The sequence below is a fragment of the Ruegeria lacuscaerulensis genome, assembly GCF_013031245.1.
GTDB lineage: Bacteria > Pseudomonadota > Alphaproteobacteria > Rhodobacterales > Rhodobacteraceae > Ruegeria > Ruegeria lacuscaerulensis_C.
Genome location: NZ_WPZL01000001.1, coordinates 45,833 through 68,508 on the forward strand (window position 1 = coordinate 45,833; position 22,676 = coordinate 68,508).

At 57.6% G+C, this 22,676-nt stretch carries 19 protein-coding genes; 8 read left to right on the forward strand and 11 right to left on the reverse strand.

Going from position 1 to position 22,676, the window contains the following annotated elements:
• Positions 1 to 58 precede the first annotated feature (58 nt).
• Positions 59 to 1,447 carry a 30S ribosomal protein S12 methylthiotransferase RimO gene (gene rimO / locus GOX66_RS00275; RefSeq protein ID WP_170758471.1) on the reverse strand — a complete coding sequence of 463 codons (1,389 nt, stop codon included), beginning with the start codon at positions 1,445 to 1,447 and terminating at the stop codon, positions 59 to 61.
• Positions 1,448 to 1,543: 96 nt separating this feature from the next.
• Here rimO and GOX66_RS00280 point away from each other — a divergent pair, with 96 nt between their 5' ends.
• Positions 1,544 to 3,505: an AsmA family protein gene (locus GOX66_RS00280; protein ID WP_170758473.1), complete on the forward strand. Its 1,962-nt coding sequence runs from the start codon at positions 1,544 to 1,546 to the stop codon at positions 3,503 to 3,505.
• Between the two features lie 39 nt (positions 3,506 to 3,544).
• Here the strand turns inward: GOX66_RS00280 and GOX66_RS00285 are convergent, their stop codons facing one another.
• The 4 genes from GOX66_RS00285 to GOX66_RS00300 are packed head-to-tail and all read right to left on the reverse strand — an operon-like array spanning position 3,545 to position 8,106.
• Positions 3,545 to 5,041, reverse strand: coding sequence for a phosphomannomutase/phosphoglucomutase (locus GOX66_RS00285; RefSeq protein ID WP_170758475.1), 1,497 nt, complete (start codon positions 5,039 to 5,041; stop codon positions 3,545 to 3,547).
• Positions 5,042 to 5,055: 14 nt separating this feature from the next.
• Positions 5,056 to 5,889, reverse strand: a complete 834-nt coding sequence (kdsA, locus tag GOX66_RS00290; RefSeq protein ID WP_170758476.1) for a 3-deoxy-8-phosphooctulonate synthase — start codon at positions 5,887 to 5,889, stop codon at positions 5,056 to 5,058.
• 5 nt (positions 5,890 to 5,894) lie between these two features.
• Entirely contained in the window at positions 5,895 to 7,469 is a 1,575-nt protein-coding gene (locus GOX66_RS00295) for a KpsE/RkpR family capsule polysaccharide export protein (protein WP_170758478.1), read from the reverse strand.
• Positions 7,447 to 8,106 (reverse strand): ABC transporter ATP-binding protein, encoded by a 660-nt coding sequence (locus GOX66_RS00300; RefSeq protein ID WP_170758481.1) that lies wholly within the window; start codon positions 8,104 to 8,106, stop codon positions 7,447 to 7,449. Before GOX66_RS00300 ends, GOX66_RS00295 begins: the two co-directional genes overlap by 23 nt.
• A 226-nt stretch (positions 8,107 to 8,332) precedes the next feature.
• Between GOX66_RS00300 and GOX66_RS00305 the strand changes: the two genes are divergently transcribed.
• Both GOX66_RS00305 and GOX66_RS00310 read left to right on the forward strand, forming a co-directional pair.
• Positions 8,333 to 8,920, forward strand: coding sequence for a uracil-DNA glycosylase family protein (locus GOX66_RS00305; protein WP_170758483.1), 588 nt, complete (start codon positions 8,333 to 8,335; stop codon positions 8,918 to 8,920).
• Positions 8,913 to 9,701 carry an SseB family protein gene (locus tag GOX66_RS00310; RefSeq protein WP_170758485.1) on the forward strand — a complete coding sequence of 263 codons (789 nt, stop codon included), beginning with the start codon at positions 8,913 to 8,915 and terminating at the stop codon, positions 9,699 to 9,701. The genes GOX66_RS00305 and GOX66_RS00310 overlap by 8 nt, the downstream gene beginning before the upstream one ends.
• Before the next feature lie 51 nt (positions 9,702 to 9,752).
• Here GOX66_RS00310 and yghU read toward each other — a convergent pair whose 3' ends face one another.
• Positions 9,753 to 10,631, reverse strand: coding sequence for a glutathione-dependent disulfide-bond oxidoreductase (gene yghU / locus GOX66_RS00315; RefSeq protein WP_170758487.1), 879 nt, complete (start codon positions 10,629 to 10,631; stop codon positions 9,753 to 9,755).
• A gap of 248 nt (positions 10,632 to 10,879) precedes the next feature.
• Between yghU and GOX66_RS00320 the strand changes: the two genes are divergently transcribed.
• On the forward strand, positions 10,880 to 11,398 hold the full coding sequence (locus GOX66_RS00320; protein ID WP_170758489.1) for a YHS domain-containing (seleno)protein: 519 nt from the start codon (positions 10,880 to 10,882) through the stop codon (positions 11,396 to 11,398).
• A gap of 60 nt (positions 11,399 to 11,458) precedes the next feature.
• Here the strand turns inward: GOX66_RS00320 and GOX66_RS00325 are convergent, their stop codons facing one another.
• Both GOX66_RS00325 and metF read right to left on the reverse strand, forming a co-directional pair.
• Positions 11,459 to 12,112 carry a J domain-containing protein gene (locus tag GOX66_RS00325; RefSeq protein WP_170758491.1) on the reverse strand — a complete coding sequence of 218 codons (654 nt, stop codon included), beginning with the start codon at positions 12,110 to 12,112 and terminating at the stop codon, positions 11,459 to 11,461.
• Between the two features lie 202 nt (positions 12,113 to 12,314).
• Positions 12,315 to 13,181 (reverse strand): methylenetetrahydrofolate reductase [NAD(P)H], encoded by an 867-nt coding sequence (gene metF / locus GOX66_RS00330; RefSeq protein WP_170758493.1) that lies wholly within the window; start codon positions 13,179 to 13,181, stop codon positions 12,315 to 12,317.
• Positions 13,182 to 13,275: 94 nt separating this feature from the next.
• Between metF and GOX66_RS00335 the strand changes: the two genes are divergently transcribed.
• Both GOX66_RS00335 and GOX66_RS00340 read left to right on the forward strand, forming a co-directional pair.
• Positions 13,276 to 14,181 (forward strand): LysR family transcriptional regulator, encoded by a 906-nt coding sequence (locus GOX66_RS00335; RefSeq protein WP_170759269.1) that lies wholly within the window; start codon positions 13,276 to 13,278, stop codon positions 14,179 to 14,181.
• Positions 14,182 to 14,277: 96 nt separating this feature from the next.
• Complete coding sequence (locus tag GOX66_RS00340; protein ID WP_170758495.1) at positions 14,278 to 15,063, forward strand: inositol monophosphatase family protein; 786 nt, start codon at positions 14,278 to 14,280, stop codon at positions 15,061 to 15,063.
• A 131-nt stretch (positions 15,064 to 15,194) separates the two neighbouring features.
• Here GOX66_RS00340 and GOX66_RS00345 read toward each other — a convergent pair whose 3' ends face one another.
• Together GOX66_RS00345 and putA are read right to left on the reverse strand one after the other, a co-directional pair.
• Positions 15,195 to 15,938, reverse strand: coding sequence for a rhomboid family intramembrane serine protease (locus tag GOX66_RS00345; protein ID WP_170758497.1), 744 nt, complete (start codon positions 15,936 to 15,938; stop codon positions 15,195 to 15,197).
• Between the two features lie 42 nt (positions 15,939 to 15,980).
• On the reverse strand, positions 15,981 to 19,382 hold the full coding sequence (gene putA / locus GOX66_RS00350) for a bifunctional proline dehydrogenase/L-glutamate gamma-semialdehyde dehydrogenase PutA (protein ID WP_170758499.1): 3,402 nt from the start codon (positions 19,380 to 19,382) through the stop codon (positions 15,981 to 15,983).
• Between the two features lie 102 nt (positions 19,383 to 19,484).
• Here putA and GOX66_RS00355 point away from each other — a divergent pair, with 102 nt between their 5' ends.
• Together GOX66_RS00355 and GOX66_RS00360 are read left to right on the forward strand one after the other, a co-directional pair.
• Positions 19,485 to 19,973: an Lrp/AsnC family transcriptional regulator gene (locus GOX66_RS00355; RefSeq protein ID WP_170758501.1), complete on the forward strand. Its 489-nt coding sequence runs from the start codon at positions 19,485 to 19,487 to the stop codon at positions 19,971 to 19,973.
• Positions 19,974 to 20,003: 30 nt separating this feature from the next.
• Entirely contained in the window at positions 20,004 to 20,570 is a 567-nt protein-coding gene (locus GOX66_RS00360; RefSeq protein WP_170758503.1) for a tetratricopeptide repeat protein, read from the forward strand.
• 49 nt (positions 20,571 to 20,619) lie between these two features.
• Here the strand turns inward: GOX66_RS00360 and GOX66_RS00365 are convergent, their stop codons facing one another.
• The gene (locus tag GOX66_RS00365) at positions 20,620 to 22,509 is read right to left on the reverse strand and encodes a PhoX family protein (protein WP_170758505.1); all 1,890 of its coding nucleotides are present in this window, start codon (positions 22,507 to 22,509) and stop codon (positions 20,620 to 20,622) included.
• Positions 22,510 to 22,676 lie beyond the last annotated feature (167 nt).

Genomic DNA, 22,676 nt, shown 5'->3' on the forward strand with positions numbered 1-22,676 from the left:
AGATTGCTAATAAACTTGGCTCACGCTTCGCCACTCCGAAGTGATCGGGCAGGAAGCGTCAGCGCAGTTTGCCCCATAGGTCGTACTCGCCTGCCTCATCAACCTCGACCGATACGATGTCGCCGGGCCTGAGATTTTCGAAGCCTTCGTCGATGAACAGGTTGCCGTCGATTTCGGGCGCGTCCGCCTTGGTGCGGCAGGTTGCGGCCTCGTCATCGACCTCATCCACAATGACGTCGATGGTCTGGCCCACCTTTGTAGCGAGTTTGGCCTCGGAAATAGCCTGCGCCTTTTCCATGAACCGTTCCCAGCGTTCCTGTTTGACCTCGGCAGGAACGTGATCGGGCAGGTCGTTCGACCGCGCGCCATCGACGTTCTCGTATTGAAAACAGCCTACGCGATCCAGCTGCGCCTCATCCATCCAGTCCAGCAGGGTCAGGAATTCAGCCTCGGTTTCGCCGGGATATCCGACGATGAAGGTCGACCGCAGGGTGATGCCCGGGCAGGTCGCCCGCCACGCGGCGATTTCGTCCAGTGTCCTGGCAGCAGCTGCCGGGCGGGCCATGCGTTTCAATACATCCGGGTGGGCGTGCTGGAACGGAATATCCAGATAGGGCAGGATGTTGCATCCCGCGTCCGCCATCAGCGGGATCAGCTCACGCACATGCGGGTAGGGGTATACGTAATGCAGGCGAATCCAGGCATCCATCTGTCCCAGCTCTCGCGCCAGATCGGTGATGTGGCTGCGCACCTTGCGGTCTTTCCACGGGTTCGCGTCATATTTCCGGTCCAGACCATAGGCTGAGGTGTCTTGCGAGATCACCAGCAGTTCACGTACGCCGTTATCGACAAGTTTTTCGGCCTCACGCAGGACAGCATGGGCCGGTCGGCTGACCAGTTTACCGCGCATGTCGGGGATGATGCAGAACTTGCATTTGTGGTTACAGCCCTCGGAGATTTTGAGATAGCTGTAATGGCGCGGGGTCAGCTGCACATTGGCCGCTGGCAACAGATCCACGAACGGGTCCGGATCCGGCGGTACGGCCGTGTGTACAGCATCCAGAACCTGCTCGTACTGGTGTGGTCCGGTGACGGCCATGATGCGTGGGTGATGCTCGCGGATGTAATCAGGTTCAGCCCCCAGACAGCCGGTCACGATGACCTTGCCATTTTCAACCAGAGCCTCGCCAATTGCGTCCAGCGACTCGGCCTTGGCGCTGTCGAGAAACCCGCAGGTGTTCACGATCACGGCATCGGCCCCTGAATAGTCCGGCGAAATCCCGTAACCTTCTGCCCGCAAGCGGGTCAAAATCCGCTCACTGTCGACCAATGCCTTGGGGCAGCCCAAAGACACCATACCGATAGTTGGCTGGTTCGGACGGGGTGTGTCAATGATCCGGGCGGCGGGCGCCAGGTCGGGGCGGAGGTTTGGCGGGTTCGTGGTCATGGCGCGGCATATAGTGGGGAACGCTTCCCCTTGCAAATGCAGCGCAGGCTTTGAATGATCTTTTCAACGCATGCCAAAAAAGCGGAGAGCAGAAAAATGAAGTGGCTGTTGCGCATCCTGTTTCTTTTCGTGGTCGCATTTGGCCTGGTCATTGGCGCCTTGTTGCTGATGCCGGGGGACAAACTTGCTGCAATCCTTGCCGAGCAGGTCAAGGGCGAGACCGGTCGCGAACTGAAGCTGTCTGGCGACGTGAATCTGTCGTTCTGGCCGGTTCTGGGTATGGAGACCGGTCCCGTGACCTTTGGCAACGCGGCATGGGCCGGACCGGAGCCGATGCTCAGCGCCGATGGTCTGGCCGTCGGTGTCGATGCAGCCGCGCTGTTGAACGGCGATCTGCGTATCCGACGGATCATCGCGGACAACCCGGTACTGCGCCTCGAATTGGAGGATGGGCGTGGAAACTGGGAGCTTGGCACCACGCCCGCGCCGGTAACAGCAGAAGCCGGAGGCGGTGGCAAGGCGCCATCGGGGACTTCTCAGACAGCGGTGACGCTGGATCGCCTGGAACTGACCAAAGCGCGGCTGATTTATGTCGAAAATGGCGCGACAAAATTCGATTTCTCTGACGTTGACCTTTCCGCCAGTTGGCCCGACGCGTCCTCGCCTTTGATTATGGAAGCAAAGATGGCTGTCCCAGGCGGTAAAGTCCGCGTGGACCTGAAAATCCCCGATCTGCCATCCTATGCCTCAGGGGCCGTTACACCGCTGGAACTGGCTCTGACCGCTCCGGGTGGTGAGGTCGGTTTCAACGGGCGCGTCAATCTTGCCGGTGAGATGGACGGGAAACTGGAAGTCAAAACGAAGAAAACCGAGAGGATGCTGGCCGCCTTTGGGCAGGACGGTGTCGGCGTGCCGCTGGGGTTGGGGCGCGTCGCCGACGTGTCAGCGCAGATGACTTACACCAGTGATGGCCGGATTTCACTTCGCGATATGGTGGCACAGCTGGACCACAACCGTCTGACTGGCAAGGCGGATATTGAAATCTCGGACCCGCCGAAACTCACGGCCCGGCTGGACGGCGGGAACATCGATCTCTCTCGCTACAATGAGACATCTGCACCAGCGGGAGGCGGATCAGGTTCGGCACAGGCGGAAGCGGAAGGGTGGTCGACGGATCCGATCGACGCGTCGGCCCTGGCGCTGGCCAACGGAGAAATACGCCTGACCGCCAAATCCATCGCAGTGCCGGAAATAACATTGGGTCCAAGTGACCTGACGCTCAGCCTTGACCGGTCCCGGGCGGTTCTGCAGATGAACCCGGCAACCTTGTTCTCGGGAAAGCTGAGGGGGCAGGTGGTCGCCAACAATCGGAACGGATTGTCTGTTGGTGGCAAGCTGAAGGCGAAAAACATCGACATTCAGCAGGCGCTGTCCACCTTGGGGGGAATCGAGCGTTTGTCCGGGACCGGCACGGGATCGTTCGAATTTCTGGGTGTAGGACAGAGCGAAGATCAGATCATGCGCTCGCTCGGCGGCAAAGGAAACCTGAAGGTCGGAAAGGGCGTGATATCCGGCGTTGATCTGGATCGTCTGATGGGGCGCGGCAAGGGCGCAGGAGGGACAACCGTATTCAATAGTTTGAAGGCAAGTTTCACCATTGATAAGGGCGTGTTGAGCAACAAGGATCTGCTGATGTCGCTGGACAATTTCCGTGCCGACGGGAAAGGGCAGGTCGACATTGGTTCGCGCACTATCGACTATTTGTTCACGCCGACCGCGCTGCGGGCCAACTCGGGGCAGGGTCTGTCGGTGCCGGTGCGGATTGTCGGGCCGTGGAGCAACCCGTCCTTCAAACCGGATCTGAGCAAAGTGATTGAGGCCGCGGCCGAAGGGCAGCTCAAGGATATTGAAGACGATGCAAAACAAAAGGTTCTGAAGAAGGTCGGGGACGAATTGGGAACCACGGTGACGGATACTGAAAGCGCCGAGGACGCGCTGAAAAACAAGTTGGAAGAAGAGGCCAAGAAAGGGCTGCTGAAACTACTTGGCGGAAATTAAAAGGTCGGGGCGCGGTTTTCGCCCCGACTCAGGCATTGGTCAAATGGTCTGATCGTAATCGCCCACTCCGGGCTCGGTTCGGATGACGGCATCGATATCGGTGAAGATGGCGCGCATTTCTTCTTCGCTCTCGCTGCTTTCACAGACAACAACCAGATTTGGCGTGTTCGAAGAGGCCCGCACCAGACCCCAGCTGCCGTTATCCAGAATGACCCGGGCGCCGTTGACTGTTACAACCTCTTTGATCGTACGACCCGCGAAGGTTTCACCTTCGTCGACCTTGGCGACCAGCCTTTCCACCAGACGCGTGAGGATGTCATATTTCTCAGTATCGGCGGCATAGGGCGACATGGTTGGCGTCGACCAGGTCTTCGGCAGCGCCTTGCGCAGGTCCGACATGCTTTTGTCCGGGTTGCGGTCCATCAGTTTGCAGATCTCGACCGCGACCCGCATGCCGCAGTCGTAACCGCGCCCGATCGGCTCGGCCAGAAAGTAATGACCCGACTTTTCAAATCCGGCCAGCGCGTTGATTTCCTTGACCCGACGTTTCATGTGGCTGTGGCCGGTTTTCCAGTAGTCCGCTTTGACACCACGCGCCTGCAACTCAGGGTCGCTGGCAAACAGGCCGGTGGATTTCACGTCGGCCACAAAAGTCGCGTTGGGATACAGCTTGGCCAAATCGCGGGCCATGATCACACCGACCTTGTCCGCGAAAATCTCCTCTCCTTCGTCATCCACGACGCCACAGCGGTCGCCATCCCCATCAAATCCCAGTGCCATGTCGGCACCGCTGGATTTCACGGTGTCGGCCATGTCATGCAGCATCTCCATAGCTTCGGGATTGGGGTTGTAGTTGGGGAAGGTGTAATCCAGCCGGTTGTGGCTGGGCACCACTTCGACACCCATCCGTTCGAAGATTTCGGGTGCAAAGGCCGAGGCCGTTCCATTGCCCGTCGCACAGACAACTTTGAGAGGTCTGGACATTTTGAAGTCACCAACCAGATCGTCGATATAGGCTTCTCTCACACCGTCAACGAACTCGTAACTTCCACCTTCATGAGGAGCGCCTTCACCGTTCAGGACGATATCCCGCAGCTCCGACATCTCGTCCGGGCCGTGGGTGAGCGGGCGGTCAAAGCCCATCTTCACACCCGTCCAGCCGTTCGGGTTATGGCTGGCGGTGACCATGGCCACAGCGGGCACGTTCAGGTGAAATTGCGCGAAATAGGCCATGGGGCTAACCGCTGGTCCAATATCCTTGACCTGAATTCCTGCCTGCATCAGGCCCAATATCAGCGCGTTCTTGATCGCCAAGGAATAGTCGCGATAGTCGTTGCCAACCGCGATCACAGGCTCAATACCGCGTTTGCGCATCTGGGTGCCAAGACCCAATCCCAGTGCCGTCATGCCGGGCAAGTTGATCTCTTCGGGGTATTTCCAGCGGGCGTCGTATTCGCGAAAGCCCGTGGGCTTGATCATCGGGTCGCGCAGAAAACTCCAGGTGTTTGGGCTCACCTCGGGGAACGGTTTGGTCATATTATAACTCATGGTTAAATCTGAATTGGGTTGGCTTTGGCCAATGCATCAAAGCGCATCAATGTGTCAACAAGGTCAGGCATCTGGTCGAGTGGGATCATGTTCGGCCCGTCAGATGGAGCGGTGTCGGGGTCCTGATGTGTCTCGATAAAGACAGCGCCAACGCCCAGCGAAACTGCCGCGCGCGCCATGACGGGTGCAAACTCTCTCTGCCCGCCGGATGAGCCACCTTTGCCCCCGGGTTGCTGGACCGAGTGGGTGGCGTCCATGACAACGGGATATCCGGTCTGGGCCATTTGAGGCAGGGCCCGCATGTCAGCAACAAGAGTGTTGTACCCAAATGAAGTGCCGCGCTCGGTCAACAGGATGTTCTGATTGCCGGTGCTTTCCACCTTGTCGACAATGTTGGTCATCTCCCACGGGGCCAGAAACTGGCCTTTTTTGACATTGACCGCTTTGCCCGTGTTGCCAGCGGCCAACAGCATATCTGTCTGCCGACACAGGAAGGCTGGGATTTGCAGCACGTCGACGGCTTCGGCAGCGGTGGAACACTGCGCTTCGGTATGGACGTCGGTCAGCACGGGAATACCCATCGTCTTGCGGATGTCATCCAGCACCTTCAGACCGGCATCAATCCCCATGCCGCGTTTGCCTGACAGTGAAGTGCGGTTTGCCTTGTCGTACGATGCTTTGAAAACATACTGCGCGCCGGCGGCATCGCAGGCCTCTTTCATTTTACCGGCAATCATCTGGGCATGGTCGGCGGTTTCAAGCTGGCAGGGGCCGGCAATGATCGTCAGAGGCAGATCATTACCGACCGTGAGATCGGAGATTTTTACATGTTTCATGTGTCTTACGAGGATACCTGTTCACGAAGGACCGACGCGGTAAGCGAGATCATCAGGTAGATACCAGCAAACAACAGGAAAGCCAAAATCGTATTTTCGAACTTGCGCGGATAGCTGGGCTCCTGACTGGGAACCGGGTTTACGGAAACCGTCAGGTAACGGACTTTACGGTTCGCCTCCGACCGCGTGGTTTCCATTTGCTGCATGGCCGTTTGCAACATCATGTCTCGGGCTACCAAGTCAGCCTGCGCCATCTGAATCCGCACACTTAGCCGTGCCAGCGAGTTTTCGCCTTCGGAGACATCCAGCATTTCCGCATTCAGTTCGGCCAGCACGGAATTCAGCCGCGCGATATCTGCACGAACTCCGTCAACTTTGGCTTTGTTCGGGCGGAGATTGTCCAGAAGTGCGGCCAGTTGAAGCTCTTTCTCCTGAATCTCCGTTTCAAGCAAATTGATGCGGCCGCGCAACCCGGCAATGACGTTTTCAGGGTCCAGAAGAGCGCCCTGCAATTGCAGTTCGATCAGGGCCTCCTGCGCTTCTCTCCTCTCTTCCTGCGCCAGTTCGAAACTTGTCAGAGCCTCACGCATCTGGTCCTCGCGTTTCAGTTCCGTCAGACCGTTAATCGTGTCTTCTGCGTAGGACAGCAGGCGATCTGATATTTCTACCGCGATGTCCGGATTCGGAGCAGCGACCTCCATACGGATAATGCCGTCGCTTGGGTCATACCCGATTGTAATCATCCTTGTGAAAAGCTTGTATGTCTCTTCAAGGGTGGCGTCCGGTGACAGACGTTGGATCGGGTCGATCCATTCCTGTTTGAAAATCTCAGCAAAACCGATATCCCGCTCAAGCCTGATCAGCGCATCTTTGGATTCCAGAAACTCCTGAGTGGCGACGGAATCCTGTGCGGTCGCATATTGTGTACCCGCCAGGAAGCCGCCAAATGAAGCACCGGCACCGTCAGCCTGCAGGATCGAAAAAGCCGAGTCGCTTGCGTACATAGGCGTCGCGTACCGATAGAAATACAGACCAACTATGAAGGTCGGAAGAAAGACAAAAACCGCCAACCGCGCAAACAATGCCAAGAGTTTGCGTTTGCGGCGGCGCGCAATGTCTTTTTGAATCTCGCTAATTTCAAATTCCCGGCGTTGCGCCGGACTCAGTTCAGGACCCGGCAGGGTCTGCGGGACCTCTTTGATCGTCTGGGGCAGCTGGATCGTAATTTTGTCTTTGGTCTGTCTTCCGGAACCTTTATTGTCGGCGGCCAGATCCAGCAAATTGGCGCGTTCGAAAGGGTCGATCCCTTTTTCACGCAGCAATCGCACTGCGTCGTAATCCGATGTTGCCGCCAGGCCGTTTTTCTGTGCCAGACGTCGCGCCACGCGAAGCTGCCGGCCGGTCAGGCCTTCGCGCTTGACTGCATCAAGATCTGTTGCGGGCTGCGCGTCCGTCGCAGAGTTTGCGGTTTGCGTTGCCTTTCTGATACGTGAAATCGCATCCGCGCGCGCATCCGGTGTGCCCGCATTCTGGCGCTTGCGGCGCCAGTTGTATTTTCTAGCCTTGGGTTTGGTAGTCATATAACTGTTTTGCCTCTTCCAAGGTTTCGAACATGTAAAGCTGACCGTCCAGAAGAACAGCAGCCTGTTGTGCAAATTTTTCAAGCGTGGCGGGACTATGCGAAACGATCACCAAAGTCGTCGTGCGAAGTCGTTCCTTCAGGATGTCGCCCGCTTTTCTGTTGAATTCAACATCTGTCGAAGCAGGCATGCCTTCATCGATCAGGTACATGTCAAAATCCAGTGCCAACATCAGGGCAAATGTGAATCGCGCCTTCATCCCCGATGAATAGGTAGCGAGCGGCTGATCGAAATACTCGCCCAAACCGCATAACCAGCTGCAGTATGCTTCCACGTAATCGGGATCCATACCGTAGATTTTGGCGATATACCTCGCATTTTCCAGAGCAGACAGTTTACTTGCCACGCCCCCCGTAAATCCCATCGGAAACGAAATTCGACAGGTTTTGCGGATCACACCCTCATCGGGCTTTTCCAGACCGGCCATCATGTTGATCAGCGTGGTTTTACCTGTACCGTTCGGGGCCAGAATGCCAATGGATCTGCCCAATTCGATCCGGAACGAGACCTGATCCAGAATCACTTTACGGCGCGTCCCGGTCCAGAAGGATTTACTGACATTTTCAAACTCAAGCATTCAGGGTCTGCTCTTGGTTTTTTGTGCACCGATTTGGTCGATGAAAGAACGTTATATTTTAGGGGCCATGTTGACTACATTATGTCGAATTGTGAAACAAATGATCAATGCGTAGCGACGCACCCTTTTGGCATTGTGACTTTTGCACCGGTTGGACGATGGCTGCGCGTCGACTATCTTTCAGTTCTACCGTCAACCAGTTTGATGCAGGAAACCTTGCGATCTGATGAATTCGCTGCAGAAAGAAATTGAATCCTGCCGCATTTGCGCAGACAAGTTTCTGGCCACCGTGACGGCGCATGAACCGCGGCCGGTGGTCTGGTTTCAAAAAGGAACTCCTATTCTGATTGCCGGTCAGGCACCGGGCGCGCGTGTGCATGCCTCTGGCCGCCCGTTTACCGATCCGTCTGGCGACCGGTTGCGTGATTGGCTGGGAATTGACGAGGAGCAGTTTTACGACCGTGCGCGTGTATCAATCGTGCCGATGGCATTTTGCTTTCCCGGATACAATGAGCGGAAGGCCGATTTACCGCCTCCGGCAATCTGCGGGAAGACCTGGCATGACAAGGTCATGCAGGTTTTAGGAGAGGTGCCTCTTACCGTTCTGGTAGGCGGCCATGCGCACAAATACCACCTTCATGTCCGCACGCCCGTGACTGAAACTGTGCGCAACTGGCGAGACCATGCGCCGCGGGTCTTTGCCTTGCCCCATCCGTCCTGGCGGAATACGGCATGGTTGAAGAAAAACCCGTGGTTCGAGGCCGAGCTGCTGCCGGTTCTGCGTGCGCGGGTGCAAGAGGTTCTGAATGACTGAGACCACCGCCCTGGACGCCGCTCATGCCGCAATGGATGCCGACCCGCAGGATGACGCGGCTCGGCTACGGTTCTTTGAACGGCTCGCGGACAGTGAATTGTTCCTGATGCTGACCGAAGAGGCGAATGGCGAAAACATTTCGCCCGAGCTGTTCGACGTGGCGGACGGCCAGTTCGTACTTGCCTTTGACCGTGAGGATCGACTGGCCCGTTTTGCGGACCGGCCCGTTCCTTACGTGGCTCTGTCTGGTCGGGTTCTGTCGTCCATGTTGTCAGGACAAGGGATCGGTCTGGGCCTGAATCTGGAGGTTGCGCCTTCGTCCATGCTAATCCCGGCCGAGGCGCTGGGGTGGTTGGCCACCACATTGCAGCATCGGCCTGAAGAGGTGCAGCAACGCCTCGCAGAGTTCCTTCCCCCCGCTGGTTTGCCGGACAGTTTGCTGACGGCGCTGGACGCGAAACTCGCCACCGCCATTGGGTTGGCAGAGGCGGCGTATCTTGTGGGCACAAAATCAGATGAAGGCGGTTCAGGCCACCTTCTGGGAATTGTGGGGGCGGTTGCGGGGGCCGAACCTGCGCTCGCCAAAGCTGCGTCCGAGGCGCTGACGTTTTCTGGGGTCGAAGCGGGCGCGATGGACGTCGGCTTCTTTGGTCCAAACGAGCCGGCTGCTGAATCTCTTGCACGGGTCGGGCTTCGGTTCGATCTGCCACAACCAGAAAAACGGGTCGTTACGCAAATTGTTCCCGGCAGTGATCCGGAAAAACCGCCAATACTGAAGTAACCACGCTGAGAGTGAGCCCCGCAGGTGAAAGACCTGCAAGGCTTCGTGTGCTTATTCTGCTGCAGCTTCCAGCTTATCCTGCGTCCGGGTTTCAAAGTCGCTCGCTTCGTGGCGTTCGTGAAGCTGGGTATGGGGCTCTCCGAATGAACGGTTGACCATCCGGCCGCGCTGCACCGCCGGACGAGCGTCGATTGCCTTGGCCCAACGCACAACGTTTTTATAAGTTTCGACGTCCAGGAACTCGGCCGCGCTATACAGGCGGCCCAGAGCCAGCTGGCCGTACCAGGGCCAGATCGCCATGTCTGCAATGGTGTACTCTTCACCTGCTATATAGGTCTTGTTGGCCAGTTCGCGATCCAGAACGTCCAACTGACGCTTGGCCTCCATTGCGAAGCGGTTGATCGGGTATTCCCACTTTTCAGGTGCATAGGCGAAGAAATGGCCGAATCCGCCGCCCAGATAGGGCGCGCTGCCCATCTGCCAGAACACCCAGTTCATGACCTCGGTGCGTTCGGGACCGGACTTGGGCAGAAAAGCGTCGAACTTCTCGGCCAGATGGAACAGGATAGAGGCGCTTTCGAACACGCGGGTCGGCTCTTCACCTGACCGGTCCCACAGCGCGGGGATTTTCGAATTCGGATTGGCTCCGACAAAACCCGAGCTGAACTGATCACCCTCGCCGATATTGATCAGCCACGCGTTGTATTCAGCGCCTTCATGACCCAGTGCCAGAAGCTCTTCGAGCATCACGGTTACTTTGACGCCGTTGGGAGTTGCCAATGAGTAAAGTTGCAGGGGGTGGCGCCCGACCGGCAGGTCCTTATCATGGGTGGCACCGGCAATCGGCCGGTTGATATTGGCGAACTGCCCGCCGCTTTCGCTGTCCCATGTCCAGACTTTGGGGGGCGTGTATGGGGATTGCTCGGTCATCTCTTGCCTTCCTCAGCAAAGTTCGTGTGAATTGTCCGTTCGCCTCAACAGCTAATGTTGCAGTTGGCAGAGTCCAACCCCGGATGTGAATGCGGTTTTGTAACAATCAGGGTCGAACATCTCACGTTTCTTCATTCGACGTCACAGCGGCGCGAGGGGGACTGCCCAAACAACCGAAAATACTTATTGTCTGCTCAGACCCACAAATCGGGCAGTCCAACAACCCTGAGCATACGAGGATTGACTACATGAAACGCTTTGCCTTGACCTTCGCTGCAGCCCTGACCCTTGCCGTTCCGGCGGTTGCCGGCGATCAGTACGTGGACGGCACCGGTTATGCCGTCTCGGGCTATGACGTTGTTGCCTATCGCGGCCTGGATCAGGTTCCGGTTGGTACGACACAGCCCGAGGGTGTGCGCGGACGTTCGGACATCACTGCTGAATACAACGGCGCGACCTGGGCCTTTTCAACCGAAGAGAACCGCGACAAGTTTCTTGAAAACCCTGCCTTTTATGCACCGCAATATGATGGACACTGCGCTTATGGTGTGTCGCGCGGGGGCAAAGTTCCGGCCAACCCGAACCTCTGGCGGATCGTCGATGACAAACTATACCTGAACATCACCGACGTAGTGGTTGGGTTCTGGGAAGAAGACGTTCCGGGCAACATCGATCTGGCCGAAGGCAACTGGCCGGGGATCGAGCCCGATGGTGCGTCCTCCAGCGTCATCCCGAAATTTACTTCAGAAGGCCCGATCGCGAACTAAGTGGCTGCTTAAGATCCAAAAGCCCGGTTCTCTCAGACCGGGCTTTTCCATTCTACCAGCTCAACTCGCCAGCCAGAACTCATCGCGCATCTGTTGGTCTGCGTCGAATTTGATGCGGACGCTTTTGGCACCGGGAAATTTGCGCGCAGTAATTGTATCGGGGACTAAGACCTCACCGGCACCGGCGTTCTTGGATTGGAAACTCAGCACTTCGGTTTCCAGTCGCCGGGCCGAAGCCAGGAATGAAGTTGGAAGCGCGACCCGATTGGAGCCCTCGCTTACAGGAGTAGAGACAAAATAGGTCAGGTGGCGGCCGTAAAAACCAACGGCATCCGGGACGTGATCCGCGTCTGTCAGGCACTGAGTCTCCGAGGCAGAGCTGCCGCCTTCAGGATCGTGCGGCAGGGCCGTATTCAACAATACTCGACAAGCGTCAATATCCGAGCTTTCCAAATCAATTACACGCTTGCGCAGCTTTGGCCGCCGGGGCTTGCCCGAAGCCTGGCCTTTGGTGGTTAGCCCTTCCTGACGCAAGAAATCATAAGCTTCTTTGGCCCGTGCAAAGCTTGTGCAATCACCATTTGTATGATCGGGGTGCGCATGAAAAGCGACGTAGCGCCAGGCGTCTCTGATATCATCTGACCCGGCGCTCTGATCCAGGCCAAGGGCTGCCAACGCATCAACGCGTGCCTTAATTTTTTCGACAGGCTCCATACCCAAATTACTCATTAAACAAACAACACAACTTCAGTTTGAATAGGCTCACGATTTTGTCAAATCGGCCGAGGATTTTATTGAAATATGTCGAACAGTTGAGTGGATAATTGGCGATTGTTGATGGCAGATTTGAGGCTGAAAATCACAAAAAAGCCCAGAACCCGATGAGGCTCTGGGCTTTTATTCCATTGACTCTTTGTCAGGCGACGTTCTGCAATTCGGTCTTTGGTGTAATGCCCAAAGCAAAACATACGTCACGTGTCATTTCTGGTCGGTTAAGCGTGTAAAAATGCAGCTTGTCCACGCCGCCATCGATCAGGTCGGAACACAACTCGGTGCATAGCGCGGTGGCCAGTAGATCCTCGCGATCATCGCGAACGGCTTTTTCGAAGGCACGTTCGACCCAAACGGGGATTTGTGTGCCGCACCGAAGCGCAAAGTTCCGTGCACCTTTCCAGTTCTCAATGGGCAGGATTCCAGGGACGATTGGCTTGTCGATCCCGGCCTTGGCGCAGGCATCGCGGAAACGGAAAAACGTCTCGGCCTCGAAAAAGAACTGGGTCAGGGCTTCGTCCGCACCGGCATCCAGCTTGGCCTTCAGCCAGTCAATATCGGCGGCGAAGTCTTGCGCCTCAGGGTGTTTGTCGGGGTAAGCCCCGACGCGAATGCTGAACATCTCTGTCTCGGCCAGCGCTTCAATCAACTCGATCGAGCTTGAGAAGCCGTCGGGGTGCGGAACAAACTGATCCTGGCCCTTTGGCGGGTCGCCACGCAGCGCGACAATGTCCTGAACGCCAGCACGAGCAAAGGTGTCGGCGATTTCAAGTGTCTCCTGGCGCGAGGCGTCGACGCAGGTCAGATGCGCGGCAACCGACAAACCCGAGGATTTGTGCAAGGTGGCTACTGCATCCCGTGTCAGCTCGCGCGTGGTACCGCCAGCGCCATAGGTGACGGAAACAAAACGGGGCTCAAGCGGTGCCAGTGTCTGAACCGTATCCCACAGGCGGAATGAGGCTTCGAGCGTTTTCGGCGGGAAAAACTCAAACGAAATTTCTGGTTTCTTCATAGCAGCCTCACAGGTCCAACTTGCCCCCCTTGTGCCAGTTTGTGCATTGTGAGACAAACTCATATTACTCAAGAACAACATGAGTCTCACAACAATGCACATCGAATTCCGGCACCTGCGGACAATCAAGGCTATTCACGAATGCGGTGGGCTTGCCCGTGCGGCGGATCAACTGAACATCACGCAATCGGCGCTGAGCCATCAGATCAAGGGGCTGGAAGATCAGGCCGGCGTCGAACTGTTTCTGCGCCGGTCCAAACCGATGAAGCTGTCGGCCGCCGGGCTGCGACTGTTGCGGCTGGCTGAACAGATATTGCCCCAAGTTGAAGCGACGCAACAGGAATTCTCTTCGCTGCGGGACGGGCGCACCGGACGGATGCACATCGCCATTGAGTGCCACGCCTGTTTCGAATGGCTGTTTCCGGTACTGGAATCCTTCCGGAAGTCCTGGGGCGATGTGGACGTCGATATTCGCCCTGGTCTTGCCTTTGACGCACTGCCGGCCCTGCAGAAAGAAGAAGTCGATCTGGTCGTTTCGTCCGATCCCGAGGATTTGCCTGGTGTCGAGTTCATCGAGTTGTTCGATTATAACGCTGTCTTCGTCGCGGCGTCGTCACACCCTTTGGCCCAGAAAGACTACGTCGAGGCCGAAGATTTCCGGGGTCAGACCCTGATCACCTATCCCGTCGAGCGTACCCGGCTGGACGTGTTCAGCCAATTGCTTATCCCGGCTCGGGTCGAACCCGCCGCTATCCGGCAGGTTGAACTGACCGCGGTGATCCTTTTGCTGGTGGCGTCGAACCGGGGAATTTCAGTGCTGCCCGACTGGGTTGTGCGTGAGGTGAAGTACAACTCTGACTACGTCACCCGCCCTCTGACTAAGGACGGGATCACCCGCAGGCTTTACGCGGCGGTGCGCACCGAAGACCTTGAAAAACCCTATGTGCAAGAGCTGATAGAACTGGCTGGAACCGAGGCGCGCAAACTGCAGGCGCAATAGGTGAAAAATGCGGGTCTGCTATGCGTATCATTCCTCTTGGCAAGGGCGCATTGCACCAGTATACGCGCGGTTTGACCGGACAGGAGCCTTTGGACAATGGTTGGCAGTGCAAACCTCAACATCATGATCAAAGCCGCGCGCAAAGCGGGGCGTTCATTGGTCAAGGATTTTCGTGAAGTCGAGAACCTTCAGGTGTCGATGAAGGGTGCGGGGGACTTTGTGTCCAAAGCCGACATTGCCGCCGAGGCGATCCTGAAAGAGGAATTGCTGGGTGCGCGCCCGACTTACGGCTGGTTGGCCGAAGAAGGTGGCTCAATTGACGGAGAAGACCCGACCCGCCGTTGGATCGTAGACCCGCTGGACGGCACCACGAACTTCCTGCACGGCCTGCCGCACTGGGCTGTTTCGATTGCATTGGAGCATAAAGGCAAGATCGTAGCCGGCGTGATCTATGACGCCGCCAAGGACGAAATGTTCTTTGCGGAAAAAGGCGAGGGCGCATGGATGAACGACACCCGCATCCGTGTCTCAGGTCGTCATCGCATGATCGAGTCGATCTTTTCGACCGGTCTGCCCTTTGGAGGCCGCTCGGACCTGCCTGCCACGCTGCAGGATCTGGCTCGTCTGATGCCGGTCTGTGCAGGCGTACGTCGTTGGGGCGCGGCAGCTCTGGACATGGCTTATGTGGCTGCGGGGCGATACGAAGGGTTCTGGGAGCGCCGCCTGAACGCATGGGACATGGCTGCCGGTATCATCATCGTGAAAGAAGCAGGTGGCTTCGTTCAAGCTCTGAACCCGGAAGGCAGTGTGCTGGATGATGGTGAGGTAATCTGTTCGAATGAGCCGATCTTTGACCAATTCGCCAAGGTTATCCGGGGCTAAGCCCCTTGGGTATCAGGTAATCAAGCGCGCCCCGTTTGTGGCGCGCTTTTTCGTTTCGGCCTGTCGCGCTTGGCTTTGTTGAGAGCGACAGCATGTACCACATCGTCAGCGAAACCTAAAAACTACATCAACTACTTTCGGGGAACGCGCGGGATGCGGGATTTCGAGAGTTTGTATTTATGCTCTGGATGAGGGGGGTGACCGTGCGTGTTGCTCCAGTACTCCGGGCCGCCGCGTTTCAGCCAAAGTGGAATGCAAAGGATCAGGCCAACAAAGAACCCGCCCGTATGCGCCCAATAGGCGACGCCGCCTTCGTCCGGGTTGCTTGAGAGGCTTCCCAGAAACTGCATGCCCAGCCAGACGCCCAGCATGACAAAAGCTGGGATTGTGAACACGCGGAAATAGACTATCAGGATTAGCAGGATGTCCACGCGGGCCTTGGGAAACAGCAGCAGATAGCCACCCATGACCCCGGCTATTGCTCCGGATGCGCCGATTGTTGGCACAAGAGAACCGGGAGCGGTGAGGACATGGATCAGGCCCGCTCCGACCCCGGCGACCATGTAGAACAGCAGAAATGGCAGGTGGCCCATTTCATCTTCGAGGTTGTCGCCAAAGATCCACAGAAACAGCATGTTTCCGGCCAGATGCATCCAGCCACCGTGCAGGAACATCGAAGTCACAAGCGTTTCCAGCGCAAACCCGTCAGTGATCCGTGCAGGAATGACGGCATAGTCATAATACACCTGATTGATCAGCCGGGCGTTATCCATTGCCCCTACATAGCTGAGGAAAATCAGGATATTGGCCGCCATCAGCAGATAGACGACATACGGCGTGCGCCCAGACGGGTTGTGGTCTCGGATCGGAAACATGGGGCGACGCTGGGCTTTTCCCGGCCCAGCGTCAAGGCACGCTTACGCCGCACCTCCCAACAATGCCGCGTTGCCGCCTGCCGCTGTGGTATCAACGCAAACGTGACGCTCACCCAGAACCCGGGCTTTGTCCGGCAGTCCGGGGATCAGTGGCAGGATAGGGCCATCGCGGCGGGCCAGGTGTTGTTCGATCTCACGCGCGGTGTCTTCGTCGCCCCACCACAGAATGCCCGAAATGCCGGTGACGTTTTCCAACCTGTGCAGATCCAATGCTCCCGTCGCCCGAATGGTGGTGCCGCCTAAGGCTTTCACTGCGTCCGCCTGAGCACGAACAGTTTCTGCCCCCGGTCCCATGCACAGCAAAGGCGCGCGCGGGATTTCACTGAGCCGGTTCGATTCACCCGTTGGGCCGGGCAGAGATTGGGTGTGAACCGGTGCGGGTTTGCCCCCAGCTGCGGGCAGGTCGCTCATGGTGCTTTCCCATTGCCCGGTGCTGTCCTTCCGGTCCGGGGCGCAGAACCGGGCCATGTAGTTCGGTCCGCCCGCCTTGGGGCCTGTGCCTGAAAGACCTTCTCCGCCGAAGGGTTGCGAGCCGACGATGGCGCCGATCTGGTTGCGGTTGACGTAAATGTTGCCCGCGTGAACGGCCTCGGTGACGTGTTGCACGCGATCGTCGATACGGGTGTGCAACCCGAAGGTCAGGCCGTATCCGGTTGCGTTGATATCGGCGATGACCTGATCAATCTCGGACGCTTTAAACCGGGCAACATGCAGGACCGGGCCGAATATTTCGCGTTCCAGCGCTGCGATGCCGGGGATTTCGATCAAGGTCGGCGCGATGAAAGTGCCCTCAGGAGGTGTTGCAAGCTCCTTTAGAACCCGCCCGTCGGCGCGGGCTTTGGCAACGTGATCCGCAATGCCTTGTCGCGCTACTTCGTCAATGACGGGGCCGCAGTCGGTTGAGATTAACCAGGGGGTGCCTACATGCAGGGCCTCCATTGCGCCCAACAGCATGGTCAGCAAATCGTCTGCGATATCCTCCTGCACATAGAGGCAGCGCAGGGCCGAGCACCGTTGCCCCGCTGATTGAAACGCGCTTTCGATGATCGATTGCACCGCTTGTTCCGGCAGGGCAGTGCTGTCCACAATCATCGCGTTCAACCCACCTGTTTCTGCGATCAGGGGTGTACCCGGACGCAGGTTGTCGGCTATTGTCGCACGGATTTTCAGCGCCGTGGCGGTTGATCCGGTAAAGGCCACGCCCGACACGCGCGGATCTGAGGTCAGAGCAGTGCCAACGGGCGGGCCGCCAGGGACCAGCTGTAATGCGTCGCGCGGTACGCCGGCCTCAAGCAGCAGTTGGATCGCCCGGTGCGCGATCAAAGGGGTTTGCGATGCCGGCTTGGCCAGAACGGCATTTCCTGCAGCCAGGGCTGCTGAGATTTGACCTGTGAAAATCGCCAGTGGAAAGTTCCACGGGCTGATGCAGGTGAAAGTACCCGCCGGTTTGGCATCGGGAATATTTGCAGCGTAGTAGCGCAGGAAATCGACCGCCTCGCGCAGTTCGGCTACCGCGTCGGGCAGGGATTTTCCGGCCTCGCGCGACAATAGGGCGAAGAGCTCACCAAAATGCGTCTCATACAGATCGGCGGCGGTGTTTAGAATTTGTGACCGCTCTTCCTTAGATGCCTGCCATGGGCATGCAGACGCCAGGGCAAGTTCAACGTCCTGCGTACTGGCAGGGGCAACTGCACCGGGTCTGTCCTGCGGCTGCGCCGGGTTAATGATTGGCTGATCTTCTTCCGGACGCGCGTCGCCGGACAGAAGCGGTTGCGCGTACCAGTGATGTGCCCGAAACGCGTCCCGCGCGGCGTCGATCTTGTCGAGTGTCACCGTGTGGTGCAGGTCGAACCCTTTTGAATTTGGCCGTTCGGGCTGAAACAGCTCGGGACCAGTTGGCAGAGGGCGCGCCGGTTCCAGAATGGTGTTGAATGGGTCAGAGGCGACCTCTTCCGGTGGAACGTTCTCATCCACGATCTGGTTTACGAAAGAGGAGTTTGCGCCGTTCTCCAACAGGCGCCGAACAAGATAGGCCAGAAGATCACGATGCGCCCCGACCGGCGCGTATATCCGGCAGCGCGTGTTGCTCTGATCCTTGACGAGTTGGTGCAGGGTCTCGCCCATGCCGTGCAGGCGCTGGAATTCGAATGGCTGAGTGTCGGCCATGTGCAGGATTGCGCTGACCGTGTGGGCGTTATGTGTGGCAAATTGCGGGTAAATCCGGTCAGTCATACCCAACAATTTGCGCGCATTGGCGATGTACGAGATGTCAGTCGCCGCCTTGCTGGTGAAGACCGGGAAGCCATCGACGCCTTCGACCTGAGCACGCTTGATCTCAGTGTCCCAATAGGCCCCTTTAACTAGCCGGACCATCAGCTTGCAGTCATGACGTTCGGCCATGTCATAGAGCGTATCCAGCACGATCCCGGCGCGTGGGCCGTAAGCCTGAACCACGATCCCGAAACCGTCCCACCCGGCCAGGGCAGGCTCGGCCATCACGGCCTCGATCACCTGCAATGACAACGACAGCCTGTCTGCTTCCTCGGCGTCGACGTTCAGGCCCATACCGGCGGCCTTGGCCAAAAGGCACAGTGCCCGCAAGCGGGGGGCCAGCTCATCCATCACACGCTGTTCCTGCGCCAGTTCATAGCGCGGATGCAGCGCCGACAGTTTCACCGAAATACCCGGGTTGGCTCGGATGTCGTCATGAGTGCAGGCGTCGGCAATCGAGGCAATCGCACGGGAATAGGACAGATGATAGCGGGCGGCGTCGGCCTCGGTCCGGGCCGCTTCGCCCAGCATGTCGTAGGAATAGGTATAGCCCTTCGCCTCCATCCCGCTGGCGCGATCCATAGCGGATTGGATGGTTTCGCCCAGAACGAACTGTCGGCCCATCTCTTTCATCGCGCGGCCGACGGCCGTACGGATAACCGGTTCGCCCAGCCGCTTGACGGCCGCGCGCAGGGCGCTGACAGGCGACGTTTTGCCTTCTTCCAGAACTTTACCGGTCAGCATCAGTGCCCATGTGGACGCGTTGACCAGCGAAGACGAGGACTGACCCAGATGTTTGCCCCAATCTGAAGGCGCGATCTTGTCCTCGATCAGCGCGTCGATCGTGTCGGCGTCGGGTACGCGAAGCAATGCCTCGGCCAGACACATCAGCGCGACGCCTTCATCTGTGGACAGGCCGTATTCGGCGAGAAAGACCTCCATCATACCGGGCGAGGTGCTGGATCGAATGTCGCGCACCAACTGTGCTGCCGACGCGCAGATCGCGGTGCGGTCGGAATCGCTCAGGTCGGCCTGTGCAACCAGCTTGTCCAGGATTTCAGACTGATCGGCATAGGTTTGACCATCAATTAGGGTACGCAGGCTGTGTGACATGAATCCTCCGGGCTTTTGATGAGTATACTGTCGATTTTTCGGGACGATTGCCTTAGTTTTGATGTTTGAAAGGCGAATAGTCTGATTTTAGGGGTCAATACGATGCAAAAGGACTTTCCGGGATTGGATCGCTTCGACCGATCCATACTGGCGATTCTGGCCGAGGACGGCCGAATCTCAGTTGCTGATCTGGCGCGTCGCATCGGGTTGTCAAAATCACCGACTCAAGCACGTGTGAAGAGGCTTGAGGCCGAAGGGATCATCACCGGCTATCGCGCCTTGCTGGACCCCATTCGGCTTGGGTTGGACCACGTTGCATTTGTCGAAGTGCGTCTGACCGACACGCGCGAAAAAGCCCTGGCCGAGTTCAACGCGGCGGTGCGTAAGGTGGCCGAAATCGAACAAGCCCATATGATTGCGTCGAATTTCGATTATCTGTTGAAAATCCGCACCGGTTCGATGTCGGAGTACCGCGCGGTTCTGGCCGAGAAAATCTCGTCCCTGCCGCATGTCGCCAATACCTCGACATTTGTGGCGATGGAGGCTGTGAAGGAAACCGGAGTGTCTGGAGCGATTGATGGGATGGGTTGACGAAAAGCCCGGCTGCGTCACCATTGGGTCATGAAACGAATTGCTTCCGCCTGTTTTCTGCTCGTTGCGTCTTCGATTGGCGCCCAATCTGGCGAATGCCCGGTGGCACCGGATCATTCAACCGGTGTTTCGGATGTCATCGCGCAGATACAAGCGGCAGAGACCGAACAGGCCGCTCGTGCACTGTCCAATCAGTTGTGGGAGTACTGGACCGACGCGCCAGACGAAAGCGCTCAAGCCGTGTTGGATCGGGGTATGACGCGCCGAAGTGCATGGGATTTGTTGGGTGCGATAAAGGATTTCGACAAACTTATCGCTTATTGTCCGTCTTATGCCGAGGGGTACAACCAGCGCGCCTTTGCGTATTTCTTGCAGCAGGATTTTCAGGCCGCGCTGCCCGATCTGGATAAAGCCATCGAATTGTCGCCGAACCACGTTGCGGCGATCAGCGGCCGTGCACTGACACTATTGGGGTTGCAGAGAATAGACGAAGCGCGCGAGGCGTTGTCGCAGGCGCTGGAGCTGAATCCCTGGTTGTCCGAACGCCATCTCATGGCGCCTGGAGGGCCACTGGCACCGCCAGGAGAAGACATCTGACAAAAACGCCCCCGATCGTTAGACCGGGGGCGTTTCGTTTCTGAAGGGCTTAGCCGACCAGACCGTTATCAGTGCGCTTGATCGCGATCACCGAAGAACGCGGCGTGCCCCCGTCCGGCCAGTTGCTGCTTGGGTGCTGAATGCCAACGAACATGGTGCGCAGGTCGCTTGACCAGGTCAGACCCGTGACCTCACAACCGTTTGGGCCGGTCATGAAGCGCGCAATCTCGCCGGTCACCGGATCGCCAACCAGCATCTGGTTGTTGCCGTTGCCTGCAAAGTCGCTCCTGTTGTCGTCTTCGCCATCCGTTTGAATCCAGATCAGACCGGTCGAGTCGATGACCATGCCGTCGGGTGAGTTGAACAGATTGCCTTCGTTCACATTTGCCGAGCCGGCGCGGTCGTCCGAATGTACGGTCGGGTTGCCCGCCATGACATACAGATCCCAATCGAAGGAACCGGCGGCGTGATCGTCATTCGCTGGACGCCAGCGCACGATCTGACCGTATTTGTTAGCTTCGCGCGGGTTCGGCCCATTGACCGGCGTCTGGTCGCCACCGGCATTCGGCTTGACGCCACGGTTCTTGTTGTTTGTCAGGCAGCAATACGCCTCGACCGCAACCGGGCTGGAGGCCACCCACTCAGGGCGGTCCATGGTGGTGCCGCCCGCGGCAGACGCAGCCATGCGGGTGAAGATCAGAATCTCGGCCGTCTCCATGCCGGTGGTCTCCGGCGTCAGGGGCAGCCACTCACCAGTCGTGTCGTCGTTGAACTTCGCGACATAGAGCGTGCCGTCGTTCAGCAGGCTCTCGGTCTCTGCGCCGGGTTGGTAGGTGCCGTTCGAGACAAACCTGTACAGGTATTCGCCACGCTCATCGTCGCCCATATAGACAACCACGCGACCGTCCTTGGCCAGCGTCACTTCGGCGTTCTCGTGCTTGAAACGTCCCAGACCGGTGTGCTTGATTGGCATGCTGTCCGGCTTGGTCGGGTCGATTTCGACGATCCAGCCGACGCGGTGCGGCTCGTTCGGGTTTTTCGATGTGTCGAAACGTAGGTCGAAGAACTCGTAGCCGTTCCAGCTTTCGGCTTTTACGCCGTAACGCTTGAAGCCATCTGCGACGTTCTGATCGTAGCTGGCGTTTTCATCGCTGGAGCCGAAATAACCGTTAAAATTCTCTTCACAGGTCAGGTAGGTGCCCCACGGTGTTTTGCCTGCGCCACAGTTGTTCATGGTGCCCAGCGAGGTGTTGCCAGTCGGATCGGCCTCGGTCTTCAGCAGGTCGTGACCGGCCGCGGGACCTACAATTCTAATCGGCGTGTTGTGGTGGATGCGGCGGTTAAACGGGCTGTCCTTGACGACCGACCAGCCTTCGGGGCCTTCGGTGATTTCCATCACGGTCACGCCCTGAATGTTCTGCAGTTTTTTCACATCGTCGACGCTGACCGGCTTTCCTTCCTGAGAAGCAGGCAGGTTGATCTTGCGGTTCGGATACTCGTGATTGATCGCAATCAATTCGTGACCCTGGAACGAGAAGGTTTCCATCCCGTCAGTGTTTTCACCAAAAATGCGATCCGATTTTTCCAGCGGCCCGCCGTCGGTCAGGTCATAACCGTCCGCGTCCGAAAACAATGGATCGCCCCAGCGCATCATGATCTTCCACTCATACCCTTCGGGTACATGCACGGTGCCATCAGTCTGCGCCGCAATCGGAGTAAAGGCAAAACGCGAGGCAGTTACGGCATGCGCAGCGGTCGAGCCCATCAGGCCTGCGCCCATAGCGGCTGCGCCCGAGCCAAAGGCCAGAACTCCGCCAAGGAAGCCACGACGTGAAATGGCACTTTCAACAACGCGGTCAAAGTCATTTTCTAAGGGGCGAGGGAAGTGCAACTCGTCCCAATCGTCGGCGGACAGTGTAGTGGGGTCAACGTCTTTCATGGATGGCTCCTGGCTAAAAAATGAAAGGTGCTGAAAGAGATTTAATTTGTCTTTGTGACAGGCTGTTAACACGTGCGCCAGAAAGCTCCAGATGCCACCGGGAAGCTTTTTTCTGTTGCCCCAATATATGCAGATTTACCCAGCTATGCTGAGCGGGTCGATTTTTT